The organism is Micromonospora humi (assembly GCF_900090105.1).
Taxonomy (GTDB): domain Bacteria; phylum Actinomycetota; class Actinomycetes; order Mycobacteriales; family Micromonosporaceae; genus Micromonospora; species Micromonospora humi.
This window is the reverse complement of record NZ_FMDM01000002.1, coordinates 260,958-278,122: the sequence shown is the minus strand read 5'-3', so window position 1 is coordinate 278,122 and position 17,165 is coordinate 260,958. Positions and strand designations below refer to the sequence as shown.

The following is a 17,165-nucleotide window of genomic DNA, read 5'->3' as shown; positions in this document are numbered from 1 at the left end:
TTTGCGGGGGCCGGTCAGGTTGCGGCCCCCGGTGTCCAAACTCGCGTGGGCCGCACTGCCGTCCGGATGCGGGCCGGACCGGCTCAGTCGTGTGGCGGGGTGCGCACCGCCCGGAACGTGGTGCGGCGGCGCAAGGTGAAGCCGATCGACTCGTACAGCCGGATGGCCGGGATGTTGTCGGCTGCGGCGTGCAGGAAGACCTGCTCGTCCCGGGCGCGGATACCCGCGGCGACGGCGCGCACCAACCGGGTCGCCAGGCCCTGCCCGCGGAACTCCGGGGCGGTGCAGACCGCGCTGATCTCCGTCCATCCGGGCGGGTGCAGGCGTTCCCCGGCCATCGCCACCAGCGCCCCCGACCGTCGGATGCCGAGGTAGGTGCCGAGTTCGACGGTGCGGGGCAGGAACGGGCCCGGCCGGGTGCGGGCCACCAGGTTGAGCATCTCGGGTACGTCGGCGGCGGTGAGCCGGACCGCCTCGGGATCGGCGGCCACCTCCAGCGCGACATCGACCAGTTGCACGCCACCGCCCTGCGCCACCACCTGCCAGCGGGGTGGTGGCGCCACCGTGCCGGCCACCATGAACTCGCGGTCCGGGCCGACCAGCTCGGCGAGGTCGGCCCAGCCGGCCGGGTCGGCTGGGTCTTCCAGGGTGATGAACGGGGCGACGTCGGGCTGGTAGCGGACGGCCCGTCCGTGGCGCCGGGCGAACCGCCGGTGCGGGCCGCCGAGCGCGGCCCATACCGGATCGTCGAGCACGTTTCGCAGGTCGGTGTCGGTCACTTGCCCTCGATCGGTAGGCCGGGTGGGTTGATCTCGGAGCGCGAGGTGGCCTCGTTGGCGAGGTTCCAGCGGGCCAGGATCCGACCGTAGTCGCCGGAGCGGATCAGCTCGTCGACGGCCGCCGCAAGCGCGCGTACCAGGCCGTTGTCTTTCTTGGTGGTCAGCGCGATCTTGCCCTGCAGGGCCGCCCCGGCGCCGGAGTAGGTGCCGATGATCTCGGTCTGGCCGGCGACGGCGACGTGGTAGGCGGCGGTCGGGTTCGGCCCGAGGTAGGCATCGATCTGCCCGGAGCCGAGCGCCAGGTAGGTGGCCTGGTTGGTCTGGTAGTAGCGGATGTCCACCGGCGCGAGCCCCAGCCGCTGCGCCTCCCTGCTCCACTCGACCAGGATCTTCTCCTGGTTGGTGCCGGAGCCCACCGCGATCCGTTTACCGGCCACGTCCTTCGGGCCGGTGACCTGCCAGCCGATGCCCTTCTTCGCCTCGAACGCCAGGTTGTCCAGCCGGTAGGTGGCGAAGTCGTACTTGCGCTTGCGCTCCTCGGTGACGGTGATGTTCGAGGCGCCGACCGCGTACTTGCCGCTGTCCAGCCCGATGAACAGGTTCTCCCAGGAGGTGTTCTCCAGGACCGGCTCAAGGCCGAGGATGCCGGCGATCGCCACCGCGACGTCCGGCTCGCTGCCGATCAGGGTCCGGTTGTCGCTGGCGGTGAACGCCAGCGGAGGGAAGCCGGCGCCGGCGGCACCGACTCCGATGGTCAGTTTGCCGCCCGCCCGGATGTCGGCCGGAACCAGAGCGGCGACGGCGTCCACCCTCGCCGGGACGATGCGCCGCTGATCCGGCTTGTCGTTGATCACCGGGGCGGCGCTCGCCCCGGCGGCGGCGGGTCGTGGGGTCTCGTCCGGCGCCGCGCAGCCGGCGAGCGCCAGGCCGAGCGCGACGGTGAGCAGCAGAGGTCGGATCCGCATGGGCTGTTCTCCTCAGGTGAGGACCTTCGACAGGAAGGCCTTGGTGCGTTCGTGGCGGGGATGGTCGAGCACCTGCTCCGGTGGGCCCTGCTCGACGATCCGGCCGGCGTCCAGGAACACCACCGTGTCGGCGACCTCCCGGGCGAACCCGATCTCGTGGGTGACGACGATCATGGTGGTGCCGGCTGCGGCGAGGGCGCGCAGCACGTCGAGCACCTCGCCGACCAGTTCGGGATCGAGCGCGGAGGTCGGCTCGTCGAAGAGGATGAGCGCGGGATCCAGGGCCAGCGCCCGAGCGATCGCGACCCGCTGCTGCTGGCCGCCGGAGAGCTGACGCGGATAGGCGTCCGCGCGGTCGGCCAGGCCGACCCGCCCCAGCAGGGTGCGGGCGTACGCCCGGGCGTCGGCGCGTCCACGCCGGCCGGTCGCCACCGGCGCCTCGGCGACGTTGTCCAGTGCGGTGAGGTGCGGGAAGAGGTTGAAGCTCTGAAACACGAAGCCGATCCGGGCCCGTTGCCGCAGGATGTGTCGTTCCCCGAGCTCGTTTAGCCGGTCACCGACCCGCCGGTAGCCGATCAGCTCACCATCCACCGTGATCGTCCCGCGGTCGACCTTCTCCAGGTGGTTGATGGCGCGCAGCAGCGTCGACTTGCCGGAGCCGGACGGCCCGAGCACGACTGTCACGCTGCCGCCCGGCACGGTCAGGTCGACGCCGTGCAGCACCTCGTGCGCGCCGAAGCTCTTGTGCACGTCCCGGATCTCCACCATGGCGGTCATCGGGCCGCCCCGCGGCTCAAAGCGGTACGCAGCCGCTGCACCGGGGTCGGCGGCAGGGTGCGCAGCGCGCCCCGGGCGAAGCGCCGCTCGACGTAGAACTGGAGGATCGACAGCAGCGCGGTGAGCAGCACGTACCAGACGGTGGCCACCATGAGCAGCGGCACCACCCGCCCGTTGCGGCCGTAGACCACCTGCACCTGGTAGAACAGCTCGCCGATGGCGAGCACGTAGACCACCGAGGTGCTCTTCAGCAGGTTGATCAGTTCGTTCGCGGCGCTGGGCAGGATCGCCCGCATCGCCTGCGGCAGGACGATCCGACGGAACTGGCGGGGTCGGGGGATGCCCAGCGCGGCGGCGGCCTCGAGTTGCCCCTGATCGACCGAGAGCAAACCGGCGCGCACGATCTCGCCGGCGTAGGCCGCCTCGTGCAGGGCGAGCCCGAGCAGCGCGGCGCCGAACGGCCCGACCAGCCGGGCGGTGGAGAGCTCGTGGAAACCCGGGCCGAACGGCACACCGATCTGGAGCGTGTCGTAGAGGTAGCCGAGGTTCGCCCAGAACAACAGTTGCACGATGAGCGGCACGGAGCGGAACACCCAGACGTAGGTCCAACTGAGCGCCTGCAGGATCGGGCTGCGCGACATCCGCATCGCGGCGAGCAGGACGCCGCCGAGGAAGCCCAGCACCGCGCCGGCGAGGGTCAGTTCCAGCGTGACGGCCAGCGCCCGCAGCACCGAACGCTCAAAGAAGTAGCCGGTGAAGGTGGGCCAGTCCCAGCCGGGGTTGGTGGCGAGCCCGTGCGCGAACTGTGCGGCGAGGACCAGCACGACCGCCGAGGCGATCCAGCGGCCAGGGTGCCGGGCGGGCACCACCGTCAGGGTTGCGGGTGGGGTGGGCGTGATGGGGGTGGGCGTGGACACGAGACTCACGGGCGCCTCCGGTCGATCAGTGGGGACGACCGTAGGAGCGGAAGATTAATCCCCCATCTCTATCTGTATAGTAGGTTATTACGATCCTCGATCCCCGGAGGTTGCCGTGCGCGCCATCGTCGCCGCTCCCGACGTCGAGCCGGGGCACCGGCTGACCGACGTGCCCGAGCCCGAGCCCGGCCCGGACGAGGTGCTGGTCGAGGTCGAGCACGTCGGGGTGAACCACGGCGAGGTGCGGCACGTACGCGCCTGGCCGGCGGGCACCGTCCTCGGCCACGACGCGGTGGGTCGGGTGGTACGCGCCGCTGACGGGGGGCCGCGCGTCGGCGACCGGGTGGTGGCGCTCGGCGTCGGCGCGTGGGCGCAGCGCGCGGTGTTCCGGTCGGACGCGGTGGCGACGGTGCCGCCGGAGGGGGACGTGGCGCGCTTCGCCGCGCTGCCCACGGTGGGCCTGACCGCGCTGCGGGCCCTGCGCGACGCCGGGCCGCTGTCCGGTCGTCGGGTGCTGGTCACCGGGGCGTCCGGGGGAGTGGGCCGGATCGCCGTGCAGCTGGCCCGGGCCGGTGGCGCCCGGGTGGTCGCCGTGGTGGGCGCCGCCGGACGCGGCGCCGGGCTGGCCGAGCTGGGCGCGGACGAGGTCGTGGTCGGCCTGGGGTCGGTGGCCGGGCCGGTCGACGTGGTGGTGGAGACGGTGGGCGGCGCGCACCTGGTGGACGCCTGGCGGCTGCTCGCGCCCGGTGGGACGCTGCTCAGCGTCGGCTGGGCCTCCGGCGAGCCGGCTACCTTCCCGGTCAACTCCACGTTCGCCCCCGGTGCGTCGCGCTCGCTGCGCTCGGTGGGCGACGTCTCCGCGCCGGCGGCCGACCTCGCCGACCTGGTGGCCCGGGTTCGCGCGGGCGCGCTGGAGATCCCGGTGGGGTGGCGGGGTTCCTGGCGGCGGCTCGACGAGGCGGCCACGGCCCTGCTGGGCCGCCGGGTCGCGGGCAAGGTCCTGCTCGACGTGGACTGACCGCGTCCCGGGCCGGTCCCGGCCGTGGGGTGGTCCGCGCCGACCCGGGCGCAATACCTGCAAATCCTATAGCCTTAGTAGGTTATCGGTCAACGGAATCGTCGGCCGACGTGCGATAACCGACATCCGCTCACGCTTTCGTTGACATCACCCGGCCCGCCGGGTGGACTCGACGACATGTCCAGCGAGCTGCGGTTGACGATCCGCGGCCACATCGACTTCGGTCGGGTGTGGTCGAGCTCCTGTCCGACCTGACCCGGCACCCGCACCCGCGCCGGGCCCGCCGAGCCGGCCCGCCCAGGTGGGGCTCACCGCCGAGCCGACCGCCGCTTCCCACCCCGTGAACCCGCCACCGACCCGCGCCCACCGGCCGGCTCGGGGTTCCGGCGTACCCGCTTCCGCCTGCCTGGACAGGAGAGTCCACCATGCCCGCGCACCCCCTGCGCACCCGCGCCGCCGTCGCGCTCACCGCCCTGCTCGTCACGCTCGCCGGCTGCTCCACCGGCCCCGCGCCGGCCGCCGGCACCGCCGGCGCGCCACGCTCCGGCGGCACCGTCACCTGGGCCGTCGAGACCGAGCCGATCACCCTCAACCCGCACCAGTACGCCCAGGCGAAGGTCCGACTGCTGGTCTGGAACACGTTCGAGTCGCTGCTCACCTACGACCAGCAGGGCCGGCTCGTGCCCTGGCTGGCCACCGCGTGGCAGGCCGCGCCGGACGGCCTCTCGTACACCCTCACGCTGCGCGACAAGGTGACCTTCTCCGACGGCGCCGCGTTCGACGCGGCGGCCGTCAAGGCCAACATCGACAAGCTCCGCGAGCCCGGGTACGCCCCGACGGTCGCCGCCGTGCAGCTGCACAACCTCAAGGAGGTGCAGGTGCTCGACCCGCGCCGGGTGCGCCTGCTGCTGACCGCACCCGACGTGCTCATCCTCGACTTCCTCGCCTCCCCGCAGGGCGCCCAGGTGTCACCCCGGTCGCTGCGCGAGGCGAAGAACCTCAAGGCCGGCGGCGTCGACCTGGCCGGCACCGGCCCGTTCGTGCTGGACCGCTACGTGCCCGGGCAGGAGCTGCACTACAAGCGCAACCCGGCCTACGACTGGGCGCCGCCCACCGCCGGCCACACCGGACCGGCGCACCTCGACGGCATCACCTACCGGTTCCTCAAGGAGTCCGCGGTCCGGGTCGGGGCCCTCACCTCCGGCCAGGTGCAGCTCATCGAGGGCGTGCCGGCCACCGATCAGCCGACCGTCACCGCCAACCCCACGCTGCGCCTGAGCCGGCAGCTCAACTCCGGCTCGGCCTACTCGTACTACCTCAACACCTCGCACGCCCCCTTCGACGACAAGCGGGTCCGGCAGGCGTTCCGGGAGGCCGTCGACGTGGACGCGGTGCTCAAGGCGGTCTACCGCGACACCGCCACCCGGGCCTGGAGCGTCGTCAGCCCGTCCAGCCCGCTCTACGACAAGCGCCTGGAGGGCACCTACGGCGGCGACACCGCCAAGGCCAACGCCCTGCTGGACCAGGCCGGCTGGACCGGACGCGACGCCGACGGCTACCGCACCCGCGCCGGCAAGCGGCTCACCGTCCGGCTGGTGCAGGCCGCCCCGTACGTGCGGGACCGCCGCGACATCCTCGCCCAGGCCGTGCAGGCCGCGGTCAAGCAGAGCGCCGGCATCGACCTGAAGATCACCCTCGTCGACCAGGGCACCGCCCAGCAGGCGTTCGAGACCAACCAGTACGAGGTGTTCGACAACTCCCGCGCCGACACCGACGCCGGCGCCGCGCTCAACCTGCTGCTGCACAGCAAGGGCGGGATCAACCGCACCCGCACCGACGACAGGCGCACCGACGCGCTCCTCGAGGCCGGGCAGGCCACCGCCGACCCGGGCAGGCGCGCCGCCGTCTACGCCGACCTGCAGCAGCGGGTGGTCACCGAGCAGGCACTGGTGCTGCCGCTGTACGCCCCGGCCGACCAGATCGCCGCCAGCACCGCCGTCGGTGGTGTCCGCTTCGAACCCACCGCCGGGGTGCCCGCGAGCGCGTACGACCTGTGGATCGGCAACTGATGGCCGGCTCACCGCTACGGCCCGTGCTGCGTCGGGTCGGCTCCGGACTGGTCGTGCTCTGGGCCGCGGCGACCGCCGCGTACCTGGCCCTGCTCGCCGCGCCCGGCGACACCGTCGACGCGATCGTCGGGGAAGGGGCGGACACCCCGCAGATCCGCGCCGACATCGTCGCCGAGTGGGGCCTGGACCGGCCCGCCGTGGTGCAGTACCTCGACTACCTCGGCCGGCTCGTCACCGGCGACCTCGGCCGCTCGTACCTGCTGCAACGCCCGGTGGCCGAGGTGATCGGCGAACAGCTCGCCCCGACCCTCGCCCTGGCGCTCGCCGCGGCCGGCCTCGGCGTGCTGCTGGCCGTCACCGTCGCGATCGGCACCGCCGGCGACCGGCGGCCCTGGCTGCGCCGGGCCAGCTCCGGCGCGGAACTGCTGCTGGTCTCCACCCCGTCGTTCCTCATCGGCATCGTGCTGCTCAGCGTGCTGTCGTTCCGGTTCGGACTCTTCCCGGTCGCCGGCGCGCACGGCTTCGGATCGCTGGTGCTGCCGGCGGTCACGCTCGCGCTGCCCATCGCCGGGCTGCTCGCCCAGGTGCTGCGCGACGGCCTGGACCGGGCCCTGGACGAGCCGTTCGTGCTCACCGCCCGCGCCCGCGGCGTACGGGAACGGGTGGTGCTGCTGCGCCACGCGCTGCGGCACGCCTCGCTGCCGGCGGTCACGCTCGCCGGCTGGCTGTTCGGCATCCTGCTCGGCGGCGCGGTCATCGTCGAGCAGGTCTTCGGCCGGCCCGGCCTCGGCCAGGTCACCCTCGCCGCGGTCACCGCCAAGGACATGCCGGTGGTGCTCGCCGTGGTGACCCTCTCCGCCGCCGTCTACGTGGCGGTCAACACCGCCGCCGACCTGACGTACCTGCTCGTCGACCCGCGGCTGCGAAGGAGCTGACCATGACCGTGACCCTGACCGACGTCTCCACCGGTGTCGGCGCGCCCGCCGACGTGGCCGGCGTGGGGCCGGCTCTCCGGCGGCGTCGTCCGCCCCGGCCCGGGGTGGTGGTCGCCGGGGCGTACCTGGCCGCCCTGGCCGTCGCGGCGGTCGCGCCCCGGCTGCTGGCCCCCGGCGACCCGCTCGCCGCCGACCCGCGGGTCGTGCTCACCCCGCCCGGCGCGGCGCACTGGTTCGGCACCGACCACCTGGGCCGCGACGTGTGGACCCGGGTGGTGCACGGCGCCGCGCACTCGCTCACCATCGGCATCGCGGCCACCGCCGTCGCGGTCACCGCCGGGGTGCTGCTCGGCCTGCTCGCCGGCCTGGCCCACCGGTTCGCCGACGAGGCGCTCAGCCGCTCCTTCGACGCGCTGTCGGCGTTCCCGATGCTGCTGCTGGCGCTGCTGTTCATCACGGTGGCCGGGCCGGGCACGATCAGCCTGATCGTGGCCATCGGGGTGGCCACGCTGCCCCACTACGCGCGGGTGGTCCGCGGCCAGACGCTGCTGGTGCGCCGCTCCGGCTACGTGGAGCAGGCGATCACCTTCGGGTCGTCCCGGCCCCGCCTGGTGGTGCGGCACATCCTGCCCAACGTGGTCGGTCCGGTGCCGGTGCTCGCCGTGATCGGCCTCGGCGAGGCGATCCTGGCCGCCGCCGGGCTCAGCTTCCTCGGCATGGGCCCGCAGCCGCCCTCCCCGGAGTGGGGGGCGATGCTCTCCGAGGGGCGCAACTACCTCCAGGTCGCCTGGTGGATCAGCGTCCTGCCCGGACTGGCGGTCACGCTCACCGTGGCCGCGCTGACCGTGCTGGGCCGGCACTGGCAGGCCCGCTTCGACGGGCGGTGGTCGTGATGGCGCCGCTGGTCGAGGTCGAGGACCTGCACGTCGACTTCGCCACCCCGACCGGGCCGGTCGCCGCGGTGCGCGGCGTCAGCCTGACCGTCGAGGCCGGCGAGTGCGTGGCCGTGGTGGGCGAGTCCGGCTCCGGCAAGAGCGTCACCGCCCGCACCCTCGTCGGTCTCGCCGGTCCGACCGCCCGGGTCCGCGCCGCCCGCCTGGCGCTGGGCGGGCGCGACGTGCGCGGTCTTCGCCCCCGGCAGTGGCGGCGGGTCCGCGGCCGGCTGGCCGGGCTGGTGGTCCAGGACGCGCTGGGCTCGCTCGACCCGCTGCGCACCGTCGGCGCGGAGATCGGCGAGGTGCTCGCCACCCACGGCATCGTCGGTCGCGCCGAGCGGGCCGGCCGGGCCGTGCGCCTGCTCGACCAGGTGCACGTGCCGGAGCCGGCGCGGCGAGCCCGCCAGCACCCGCACCAGCTCTCCGGCGGCCTGCGGCAACGGGCGCTGATCGCCACGGCGATCGCCGCCGAACCCGCCCTGCTGATCGCGGACGAGCCCACCACCGCGCTGGACGTCACGGTGCAGGCACAGATCCTCGCGCTGCTGGCCGAACGGCGCGACGCCGGGCAGAGCCTGCTGCTGATCAGCCACGACCTGGCCGTGGTCGGCCGGCTCGCCGACCGGGTGCTGGTGATGCGCGACGGCGAGATCGTCGAGCAGGGACCGACCGCGCGGCTGCTCAGCGCGCCGGCCCACCCGTACACCCGGCAGTTGCTCGCCGCGGTGCCCTCCGCGTCGTCGCGCGGGCGGCGGCTCGCCGAGCCGCCGCGACTGCGGGAGCACTGCGGCGTGCCGGTGCTGAGCCGCCCGCCGCTGCCCGCCCGCCCACCGGTCGACCCGGGCGACGCCGTGCTCGTCGCGGCCGGCCTCACCAAGCGGTACGGGACGCACACCGTGGTCCGGGACGTCTCCCTCACCGTCGCCCGGGGCGAGACCCTCGGCCTGGTGGGGGAGTCCGGCTCCGGCAAGAGCACCGTCGCCCGGATCGTGGCCGGCCTGCTCGCCCCGGACGGCGGCGAGGTCACCTTCGAGCGGGCGCCGTGGACCGGCGTCGCCGAGCGGGCGCGCCGCCCCCGCCGTCGCCGGCTCCAGGTGATCTCCCAGGACCCGCTCAGCTCCTTCGACCCGCGCTACCCCGTCGGCCGGGTCGTCGCGGAGAACCTCGAACCGGGCGGCGACCGCGCCGACCGGCGGGAGCGGGTGGTCGAGCTGCTGCGCCGCGTCGGCCTCGGCCCGGACCTGCTGGACCGGCACCCGCGGGGCCTCTCCGGCGGGCAGCGGCAACGCCTCGCCATCGCCCGGGCGCTCGCCCCACGGCCCAGCCTGATCGTCTGCGACGAGCCGGTGTCCGCCCTCGACGTCTCCGTCCAGGCCCAGATCCTCGACCTGCTCGCCGAGCTGCGCGCCGCCGACGGCACCGCGCTGCTGTTCATCTCCCACGACCTGGGCGTGGTGCACCACCTCGCCGACCGGGTGCTGGTGATGCGCGACGGCGCGGTGGTCGAGCAGGGACCGGTCGGCGACGTCTTCAGCTATCCCCGACACGAGTACACCCGCGCCCTGGTGGACGCGCTGCCGGCGCTGGTCACCGCCGGCCGACCGTAGGAGGCCCCCGATGCCCGAACCCACTCTGCACCTGGCCGTCGCGCTCGACGGGCTCGGCTGGCACCCCGCCGCCTGGCGGCTGTCCCGCGCCCCGGTCGAGGCGCCGTTCACCTCCCGCTGGTGGGCGAGCCTCGCCGGCGAGGCCGAGCGCGCCGCGCTGGACCTGGTCACCCTGGAGGACAGCCTCGATCTGCAGTCCGTGCTCCCGGACCGCCCGGACGGCCGCGTCGACCAGGTCCGGGGCCGGCTGGACGCGCTGCTGGTCGCCGCCCGGATCGCGCCGCTGACCCGGCACATCGGCCTGGTGCCGACCACCAGCGTCACCCACACCGAGCCGTTCCACGTCTCCACCGCGGTGGCCACCCTCGACCATGTCAGCGGCGGCCGGGCCGGCTGGCGGCCGCGCGTCTCCGCCCGCAGCGCCGAGGCCGCCCACTTCGGCCGGCGCGAGCTGCCCCCGCTGGACCCGGCCCGACCGGACGACCCGGCGACCGTACGCCTCGTCGGCGACCTCTTCGCCGAGGCGGCCGACGCGGTGGAGGTGGTCCGGGGGCTCTGGGACAGCTGGCAGGACGACGCGGAGATCCGGGACGTCGCCACCGGCCGGTTCGTCGACCGGGAGCGGCTGCACTACACCGACTTCACCGGTCGCTGGTTCTCGGTCAAGGGACCGTCCATCGTGCCGCGCCCGCCGCAGGGTCAGCCGGTGGTGGCGGCGCTGGCCCACGCCCCGGTGCCGTACGCGTTCGCCGCCCGGCACGCCGACGTCGTGTTCGTCACCCCGACCGACGCCGGCCACGCCGCCGCGATCGTGGCCGAGATCCGGGCCGCCGAGGAGACCGTCGGGCGGATCGACCCGCCGCTGCGCGTCCTGGCCGACCTGGTGGTGCTGCTCGACGACACCCCCGGCGCCGCCCGCCGCCGCCGCGACCACCTCGACGAGCTGGCCGGCGCGGCGTTCACCTCCGACGCCGCCGCGTTCACCGGCACCCCGGGCCAGCTGGCCGACCTGCTCGCCGAGTGGCGCCGGGCCGGGCTGGACGGCTTCCGGCTGCGCCCGGCGGTGCTGCCGGACGACCTGACCGCGATCACCCGGGCGCTGGCGCCGGCGCTGCGGGACCGGGGGCTGTTCCGCGCCGGCTATCCGGGCGGGACGCTGCGCGACCTGCTCGGCCTGCCCCGCCCGGCCAACCGGTACGCCGCCCCGGCGACCGCCTGACCCTGGAGACCGCCGTGCCCAAGCAGATCATCCTCGCCGCGCACTTCCCGGGCGTGAACAACACGACCGTGTGGAGCGACCCGGCCTCCGGCAGCCACATCGACTTCGCCTCCTTCGTCCACCTGGCCCGCACCGCCGAGCGGGGACTGTTCGACTTCTTCTTCCTCGCCGAGGGGCTGCGCCTGCGCGAGCAACGCGGACGCATCCACGACCTCGACGTGGTCGGCCGGCCGGACACGCTGACCGTGCTGGCCGCCCTCGCCGCGGTCACCACCCACCTGGGTCTCGCCGGCACGCTGAACACCACGTTCCGCGAGCCGTACGAGCTGGCCCGGCAGCTCGCGACGCTGGACCACCTCTCCGGCGGCCGGGCCGCCTGGAACGTGGTCACCACCTCCGACGCGTTCACCGGGGAGAACTTCCGTCGGGGCGGCTATCTGGACCGGTCGCTGCGCTACGAGCGGGCCGCCGAGTTCGTGCGTACCGCGCGGGAGCTGTGGGAGTCGTGGCCTGCGGATCCGTTCGTGGGTGACCGCGACGGCGGCCGGTACCTCGACGTCGCCGACCCGGGCGGGTTCGCCCACCACGGTGAGCAGTTCGACATCGCCGGGCACTTCACCGTGCCCCGCACCCCGCAGGTGCACCCGGTGATCCTGCAGGCCGGCGACTCACCCGACGGGCGCGAGTTCGCCGCCGCCGGCGCCGACGCGATCTTCTCCCGGCACGGCACCCTCGCCGACGGGCAGGAGTTCTATCGGGACGTGAAGGCGCGCCTGGCCCGCCACGGCCGTCACCCCGACGATTTGAAGATCATTCCGGGGGTGACGTTCGTCCTCGGCGACACCGACGCCGAGGCGCAGGAACGTGCCCACCACATCCGCCGCCAGCAGGTGAGCCCGCAGACCGCGATCCTGCTGCTGGAGCAGCTGTGGAACCGGGACCTGTCCGGCCTGGACCCGGACGGCCCGCTGCCCGCCGTCGACCCGGACGTCTCCGCCGACGCGATCAGCCGGGGCCGCGCCGGCATGTACGCCGACCCGGTGGCCACCGCACGGCAGTGGCGGGCCCTGGCCGAGGAGAAAGGATTGGGTGTCCGCGACCTGGTCATCGAGGTCACCGGCCGGCAGTCCTTCGTGGGCACCCCGGGCCGGGTCGCCGAGCAGATGAACCACTTCGTGCAGTCCGACGCCGCCGACGGCTTCATCCTGGTGCCGCACCTGACCCCCGGTGGGCTCGACGAGTTCGTCGACCGGGTCGTCCCGCTGCTCCAGGAACGCGGCGTGTTCCGGACCCGCTACACCGGCACGACGCTGCGCGAGCACCTCGGGCTCCGGCCGGCCCGGACGCGGGAAGCGGCGGTGGCCGGGTGAAGGTCCTGCTGATCACGCTGATCACCCATCTGCCGGACCCGGTGACCGGCCAACGACGGAGCACCACGGCGCGGCTGCGCGAGGTGGTCGACACCGCCGTGCTCGCCGAGCAGCTCGGCTTCGACGGGTTCGGCGTCGGCGAGCGGCACGAGCGGCCGTTCATCTCCTCGGCGCCGCCGGTCGTGCTCAGCCACATCGCCGCACGCACCGCCGCCATCCGGCTGTTCACCGCGGTCACCACGCTGAGCCTGCTCGACCCGGTCCGCGCCTACGAGGACTACGCCACCCTCGACCACCTCTCCGGCGGTCGGCTCGAACTGATCATCGGCAAGGGCAACGGCGCCGCGCAGGCGCAGCTGTTCCACGTCACGGCCGAAGACCAGTGGGACCGCAACCGGGAAGGCTACGAGCTGTTCCGCCGGCTGTGGCGGGAGGAGAAGGTCACCTGGTCCGGCCGGTACCGGCCACCGCTGGTCGACGCCGAGACCTGGCCGCGGCCGTTGCAGCAGCCGGTCCGGGTCTGGCACGGCAGCGCCACCAGCCGCGAGTCCGTCGACCTCGCCGCCCGGTGGGGCGATCCGATCTTCTCCGCCAACGTCACCAACCCGATCGAGCCGTACGCCGAGCTGATCCGCTACTACCGCGAGCGGTGGGTCCACCACGGACACGACCCCGCCGACGCGCTCGTCGGCGCGGGCACCGCGGGCTTCCACGTCGCCCGCACCTCCCAGGAGGCCCGCGAGACGTACCGGCCGATCTTCGAGGCGCGGGTCGCCGCGTTCCGGCGTCTCGGCGTCGAGCCGGTCTTCCCGACCCTGTCCGACGCCATCGAGCGCAGCTCGATCCTGGTCGGCAGTCCGCAGCAGATCGTCGACAAGGTGCTGCGCTACCACGAGCGGTTCGGTCACGAGGTGATGCACCTCTCCGCCGACGCCGACGGGCTGACCGAGAAGCAGCACCGGGCGAGCCTGGAGTTGTTCCAGGCCGAAGTGGCCCCGGTGCTGCGCCGGGAGATCCCCAGCCGTCCCTTCCCGCCGTCCGTCACCCCGACGGCCTGACCTCGAACGGGGAACCCATGACCGCCATCCCGCTCTCCGTGCTCGACCTGGCTCCGGTGCCCGCCGGCGCGCAGGTGGGCGACGCGTTGCGCAACACCGTGGACCTGGCCCGCCGGGTGGAGCAGTTCGGCTACCACCGCTACTGGCTGGCCGAGCACCACCTCGCCGCCGGGGTCGCCAGCTCCGCGCCCGCGGTCCTGATCGGGGCGGTGGCGGCCGCGACCGACACCATCCGGGTCGGCTCCGGCGCGGTCCAGGTCGGCCACCGCACCGCCCTCGCGGTGGTCGAGGAGTTCGGCACCCTCGCGGCGCTGCACCCGGGCCGGATCGACCTCGGCCTCGGCCGCTCCGGGCAGCGCCGGGTGGAGGCGACGGCCGACGACCCGCCGCCGCCGGCCGCCGCGCGGGTGGTCGACGGGCTGCTCCTCCCCCCACCGTTCTCCTTCGCCCACCTGCTCACCTCGCCGCGGTTCGCGCTGGCCGGCGCGTTGCTGCACCAGCCCGGCGCGCAGCCGCCGCCGTTCGCCGAGCAACTCGCCGACGTCCTGGCGCTGCTGCGCGGCGACTACCGCGACGCCACCGGCCTGGACGCGCACGCGGTGCCCGGCGAGAGCGCCGACCTGGAGGTCTGGCTGCTCGGCAGCAGCGGCGGGGAGAGCGCCCGGCTGGCCGGTGCCCGGGGGTTGCCGTTCGCCGCCAACTACCACGTCAGCCCGGCGACCGTGCTGGAGGCGGTCGCCGCCTACCGGGAGGCGTTCCGGCCGTCGGCGACGCTGGCCCGGCCGTACGTACTGGTGTCGGCCGACGTCGTGGTGGCGCCCACCGACGCGCAGGCCCGCCGGCTGGCCGCGCCCTACGGCATCTGGGTACGCAGCATCCGCGCCGGGGGCGGCGCGGCGCCCTTCCCCAGCCCGGAGCAGGCCGCCGCGCAGCCGTGGACGGACGAGGACCGGGCGCTGGTCGCCGACCGGGTGGACACCCAGTTCGTCGGCGCGCCGGAGACGGTCGCCGAACGGCTGCGGGTGCTGCGCGACGCCACCGGCGCCGACGAGCTGCTGGTCACCACCATCACCCACGACCACACCGACCGGGTCGCCTCCTACGAGCTGCTCGCCAAGGAGTGGCTGCGCTGACCACGCCGCTATGGTGTTCGCATGATCACCTGCGTGGTGCACTACACCATCGATCCCGGTCAGATCGAGGCGTTCGAGCGGTTCGCCCGCGCCTGGATGCGGCTGGTGCGGCGGCACGGCGGCGTGCACCACGGCTACTTCCTGCCCGCCGAGGGCGCCAGCGACCGGGCCGAGGCGCTGTTCAGCTTCGAGAGCCTGGCGGCGTACGAGCGCTACCGCACGCGGTTCGGCACGGACCCGGAGTTCCTCGCCGCCGACCGGATCCGCGACGAGTCGGGCTGCGTCCTGCGCTACGAGCGCACGTTCATGCGCCCGCTGTTGCCGGCGGACTGAGTTCGGGGCGTCGCGGGTGCGGGTGGCCGCCCTAGACTGGCGGCGATGACGAGTTGGCCTCGCTTGGACGAATGGGCGGAGGTCGACCCCGCCCGGCACCCGTTCGACGCCGCCGAGGCGGCCGATGTCATACGGCGGCTCGCGCCGCCGGTGCCGCCCGCCGCTCCCGTGCCGCGCCCACGCCAACATCTCGACGAGGCCGCCTGGGCCGCGTCCCGCGAGGCGGACCGTCTGGCCTCCGACTGGAACGCGGCCATGACCGACGCCCTGATGGGCCACTACGGCCGCTGGGCCTACGGCTGGCACTGGGGTCCGCGTTCGCTCTGGCACTACTTCTCGCAGATCGTCACCTCCGGACCGGAGACGCTGACCCGGGTCGCCGCGGCACTCGTGGACTGGCGACAGTGGCTGGAGGAGGTGGCCGAACGGTTCGACCGGCTGCTGCCGGCGCTGGCCGACGCGGCGCTCGCCGGGCCGGACGCGGCCCTCGCGGCGTGGGAGGCGGCGTTCGCCGAGCTGCTGACCGCCGGGTCGGCCTGGGCCGAGGACGCGGACTACTGGTACGGCCCGTGCCGTCGGTTGCTGACCTGGCTGCTCACCGCGGCCGGGCTGCCGACGGACCGCGGTGTGGCGCTGGTCGACCAGGTGTTGGCGCCGTGGTTGACCCGCTGGGCGTACCTGTCCGCGGCGGATGTCGCCGACGTCGCCGAGCGTCTCGCCCGGGACGTGGTCGGGCGCGATCCCGGCGCGCTGGCCGGACCCGGCCAGAGCGGCGACGACTGGCCCGACACCTGGCCGCACGGCTGGCCGTCGTTCCGCGCCACGAACCGCCTCCCCCGTCCCTAGCCCCTCGCCCCCCCGCCCCCCGCCCCCCGCCCCACCCCGCGATCTTGCACATTCGGCCCCGTGTATGCGGGGAAAGTCCTGTATGTCGGGGCAGGAAGTGCAAGATCGCGGGGAGGGGGAGGGGAGGGGGTTACGGCTGGGCGGCGGCGGTGTAGCGGCGGGCCAGGTGGGCGAAGGCTTCTCGCAGCTCGGGTGGGCCGACCACCTCGATGTCGGCGTCGTAGCGGCCGAGCACGGCGGCCAGGCCCGGCCAGGACCAGGCGCCCAGCACCAGCCGGCACCGGTCCGGACCGAGTTCCTCGACGACGCCGTCGCGGGTCCACGCGGACACCGTCCGGGCGGGCAGGTCGAGGATCACCTCACCCCGGCACGGCCAGTCGCCGGGGCCGGTCGCCCCGGTGAACCGGCCGGCCACGTAGGCGGCCACGTCCCCGCCGGGCAGCTCGCGGGGCGTGAACCGGGGGCCGGTGGGCGTCCGCGGGCGGATCCGGTCGACGCGGAAGGTGCGCCAGTCGGCCCGGTCCAGGTCCCACGCGACCAGATACCAGCGCCCACCCCAGGTGACCAGGTGGTGCGGCTGCGTCCGGCGCGGCGGCGGCACCCCGTCGGCCGGGGCCGCCGTCGGCGCGGGCGGATAGTCGAAGCGCAGCTCCTCGCGGGCGTGCACGGCGGCGCTGAGCGCCATCAGCAGAGCCGGCTCGACCCGGGGCTTCGTGGCGGCGCCGGCCCGCTGCACGGCGACGACCCGCAGGGCGTCGACGCGGTGCCGCAGCCGGGCCGGCATCACCTGCCGCACCGTGGTCAGCGCCCGCGCGGCGGCCTCCTCGATGCCGGTGACGCTGGTGGCGGCGGTCTGCAACGCCACCGTGAGCGCGACGGCCTGCTCGTCGTCGAAGAGCAGCGGCGGCAGCGCCGAGCCGGCCCCCAACCGGTAGCCACCGTCCGGCCCCTTGGCGCTCGCGACCGGGTAGCCCAGCTCGCGCAGCCGGTCCACGTCGCGGCGCACGGTGCGCGGGCTGACGCCGAGGCGCTCGGCCAGCACCGCGCCCGGCCAGTCGCGGCGGGCCTGCAACAGGGACAGCAGGGCGAGCAGTCGCGATGAGGCCGTCGGCATGACACGCATTCTGCCGGCAGTAGCGGACACAAACTGACCGCTACGGCTGCGAGTGTGGAGCCGTACCCGAAGAAGGACCGGAAGGAACCG

The 17,165-nt window shown here is 74.6% G+C and carries 16 protein-coding genes; 11 read left to right on the top strand and 5 right to left on the bottom strand.

The features are described from left to right. Positions 1-83: 83 nt before the first annotated feature. The 4 genes from GA0070213_RS04335 to GA0070213_RS04320 are packed head-to-tail and all read right to left on the bottom strand — an operon-like array spanning position 84 to position 3,447. Positions 84-779 carry a GNAT family N-acetyltransferase gene (locus GA0070213_RS04335; RefSeq protein WP_245716253.1) on the bottom strand — a complete coding sequence of 232 codons (696 nt, stop codon included), beginning with the start codon at positions 777-779 and terminating at the stop codon, positions 84-86. Further along, positions 776-1,744, bottom strand: coding sequence for an ABC transporter substrate-binding protein (locus GA0070213_RS04330; RefSeq protein WP_091057554.1), 969 nt, complete (start codon positions 1,742-1,744; stop codon positions 776-778). Before GA0070213_RS04330 ends, GA0070213_RS04335 begins: the two co-directional genes overlap by 4 nt. A 12-nt stretch (positions 1,745-1,756) precedes the next feature. Beyond that, positions 1,757-2,521, bottom strand: a complete 765-nt coding sequence (locus tag GA0070213_RS04325) for an amino acid ABC transporter ATP-binding protein (RefSeq protein WP_091057551.1) — start codon at positions 2,519-2,521, stop codon at positions 1,757-1,759. After that, positions 2,518-3,447 (bottom strand): amino acid ABC transporter permease, encoded by a 930-nt coding sequence (locus GA0070213_RS04320; protein WP_245716252.1) that lies wholly within the window; start codon positions 3,445-3,447, stop codon positions 2,518-2,520. Before GA0070213_RS04320 ends, GA0070213_RS04325 begins: the two co-directional genes overlap by 4 nt. A gap of 106 nt (positions 3,448-3,553) precedes the next feature. On the opposite strand from GA0070213_RS04320, the gene GA0070213_RS04315 reads away from it, so the two are divergent. The 11 genes from GA0070213_RS04315 to GA0070213_RS04265 all read left to right on the top strand — a co-directional run bounded on the left by GA0070213_RS04315 (position 3,554) and on the right by GA0070213_RS04265 (position 15,961). Next, complete coding sequence (locus GA0070213_RS04315) at positions 3,554-4,456, top strand: zinc-binding dehydrogenase (RefSeq protein ID WP_175441192.1); 903 nt, start codon at positions 3,554-3,556, stop codon at positions 4,454-4,456. 425 nt (positions 4,457-4,881) lie between these two features. Next, positions 4,882-6,525 (top strand): ABC transporter substrate-binding protein, encoded by a 1,644-nt coding sequence (locus GA0070213_RS04310; protein WP_091057544.1) that lies wholly within the window; start codon positions 4,882-4,884, stop codon positions 6,523-6,525. Next, positions 6,525-7,460, top strand: a complete 936-nt coding sequence (locus GA0070213_RS04305; protein ID WP_091057540.1) for an ABC transporter permease — start codon at positions 6,525-6,527, stop codon at positions 7,458-7,460. The genes GA0070213_RS04310 and GA0070213_RS04305 overlap by 1 nt, the downstream gene beginning before the upstream one ends. A 2-nt stretch (positions 7,461-7,462) precedes the next feature. Continuing rightward, on the top strand, positions 7,463-8,353 hold the full coding sequence (locus GA0070213_RS04300) for an ABC transporter permease (protein WP_091057537.1): 891 nt from the start codon (positions 7,463-7,465) through the stop codon (positions 8,351-8,353). Continuing rightward, complete coding sequence (locus tag GA0070213_RS04295) at positions 8,353-10,002, top strand: dipeptide ABC transporter ATP-binding protein (RefSeq protein ID WP_091058536.1); 1,650 nt, start codon at positions 8,353-8,355, stop codon at positions 10,000-10,002. Before GA0070213_RS04300 ends, GA0070213_RS04295 begins: the two co-directional genes overlap by 1 nt. Positions 10,003-10,012: 10 nt before the next feature. Next, entirely contained in the window at positions 10,013-11,221 is a 1,209-nt protein-coding gene (locus tag GA0070213_RS04290) for an LLM class flavin-dependent oxidoreductase (protein WP_091057535.1), read from the top strand. A gap of 14 nt (positions 11,222-11,235) precedes the next feature. Further along, positions 11,236-12,591 (top strand): NtaA/DmoA family FMN-dependent monooxygenase, encoded by a 1,356-nt coding sequence (locus tag GA0070213_RS04285; RefSeq protein ID WP_091057532.1) that lies wholly within the window; start codon positions 11,236-11,238, stop codon positions 12,589-12,591. Beyond that, complete coding sequence (locus GA0070213_RS04280; protein WP_091057529.1) at positions 12,588-13,649, top strand: LLM class flavin-dependent oxidoreductase; 1,062 nt, start codon at positions 12,588-12,590, stop codon at positions 13,647-13,649. The genes GA0070213_RS04285 and GA0070213_RS04280 overlap by 4 nt, the downstream gene beginning before the upstream one ends. 17 nt (positions 13,650-13,666) lie before the next feature. Continuing rightward, positions 13,667-14,782 carry an LLM class flavin-dependent oxidoreductase gene (locus GA0070213_RS04275; RefSeq protein ID WP_091057526.1) on the top strand — a complete coding sequence of 372 codons (1,116 nt, stop codon included), beginning with the start codon at positions 13,667-13,669 and terminating at the stop codon, positions 14,780-14,782. A gap of 21 nt (positions 14,783-14,803) precedes the next feature. Next, positions 14,804-15,115, top strand: a complete 312-nt coding sequence (locus tag GA0070213_RS04270; RefSeq protein WP_091057522.1) for an NIPSNAP family protein — start codon at positions 14,804-14,806, stop codon at positions 15,113-15,115. A gap of 45 nt (positions 15,116-15,160) precedes the next feature. After that, positions 15,161-15,961, top strand: coding sequence for a hypothetical protein (locus GA0070213_RS04265; RefSeq protein ID WP_139128616.1), 801 nt, complete (start codon positions 15,161-15,163; stop codon positions 15,959-15,961). Between the two features lie 130 nt (positions 15,962-16,091). Here the strand turns inward: GA0070213_RS04265 and GA0070213_RS04260 are convergent, their stop codons facing one another. Next, the gene (locus GA0070213_RS04260) at positions 16,092-17,075 is read right to left on the bottom strand and encodes a helix-turn-helix transcriptional regulator (RefSeq protein ID WP_175441191.1); all 984 of its coding nucleotides are present in this window, start codon (positions 17,073-17,075) and stop codon (positions 16,092-16,094) included. Positions 17,076-17,165 lie beyond the last annotated feature (90 nt).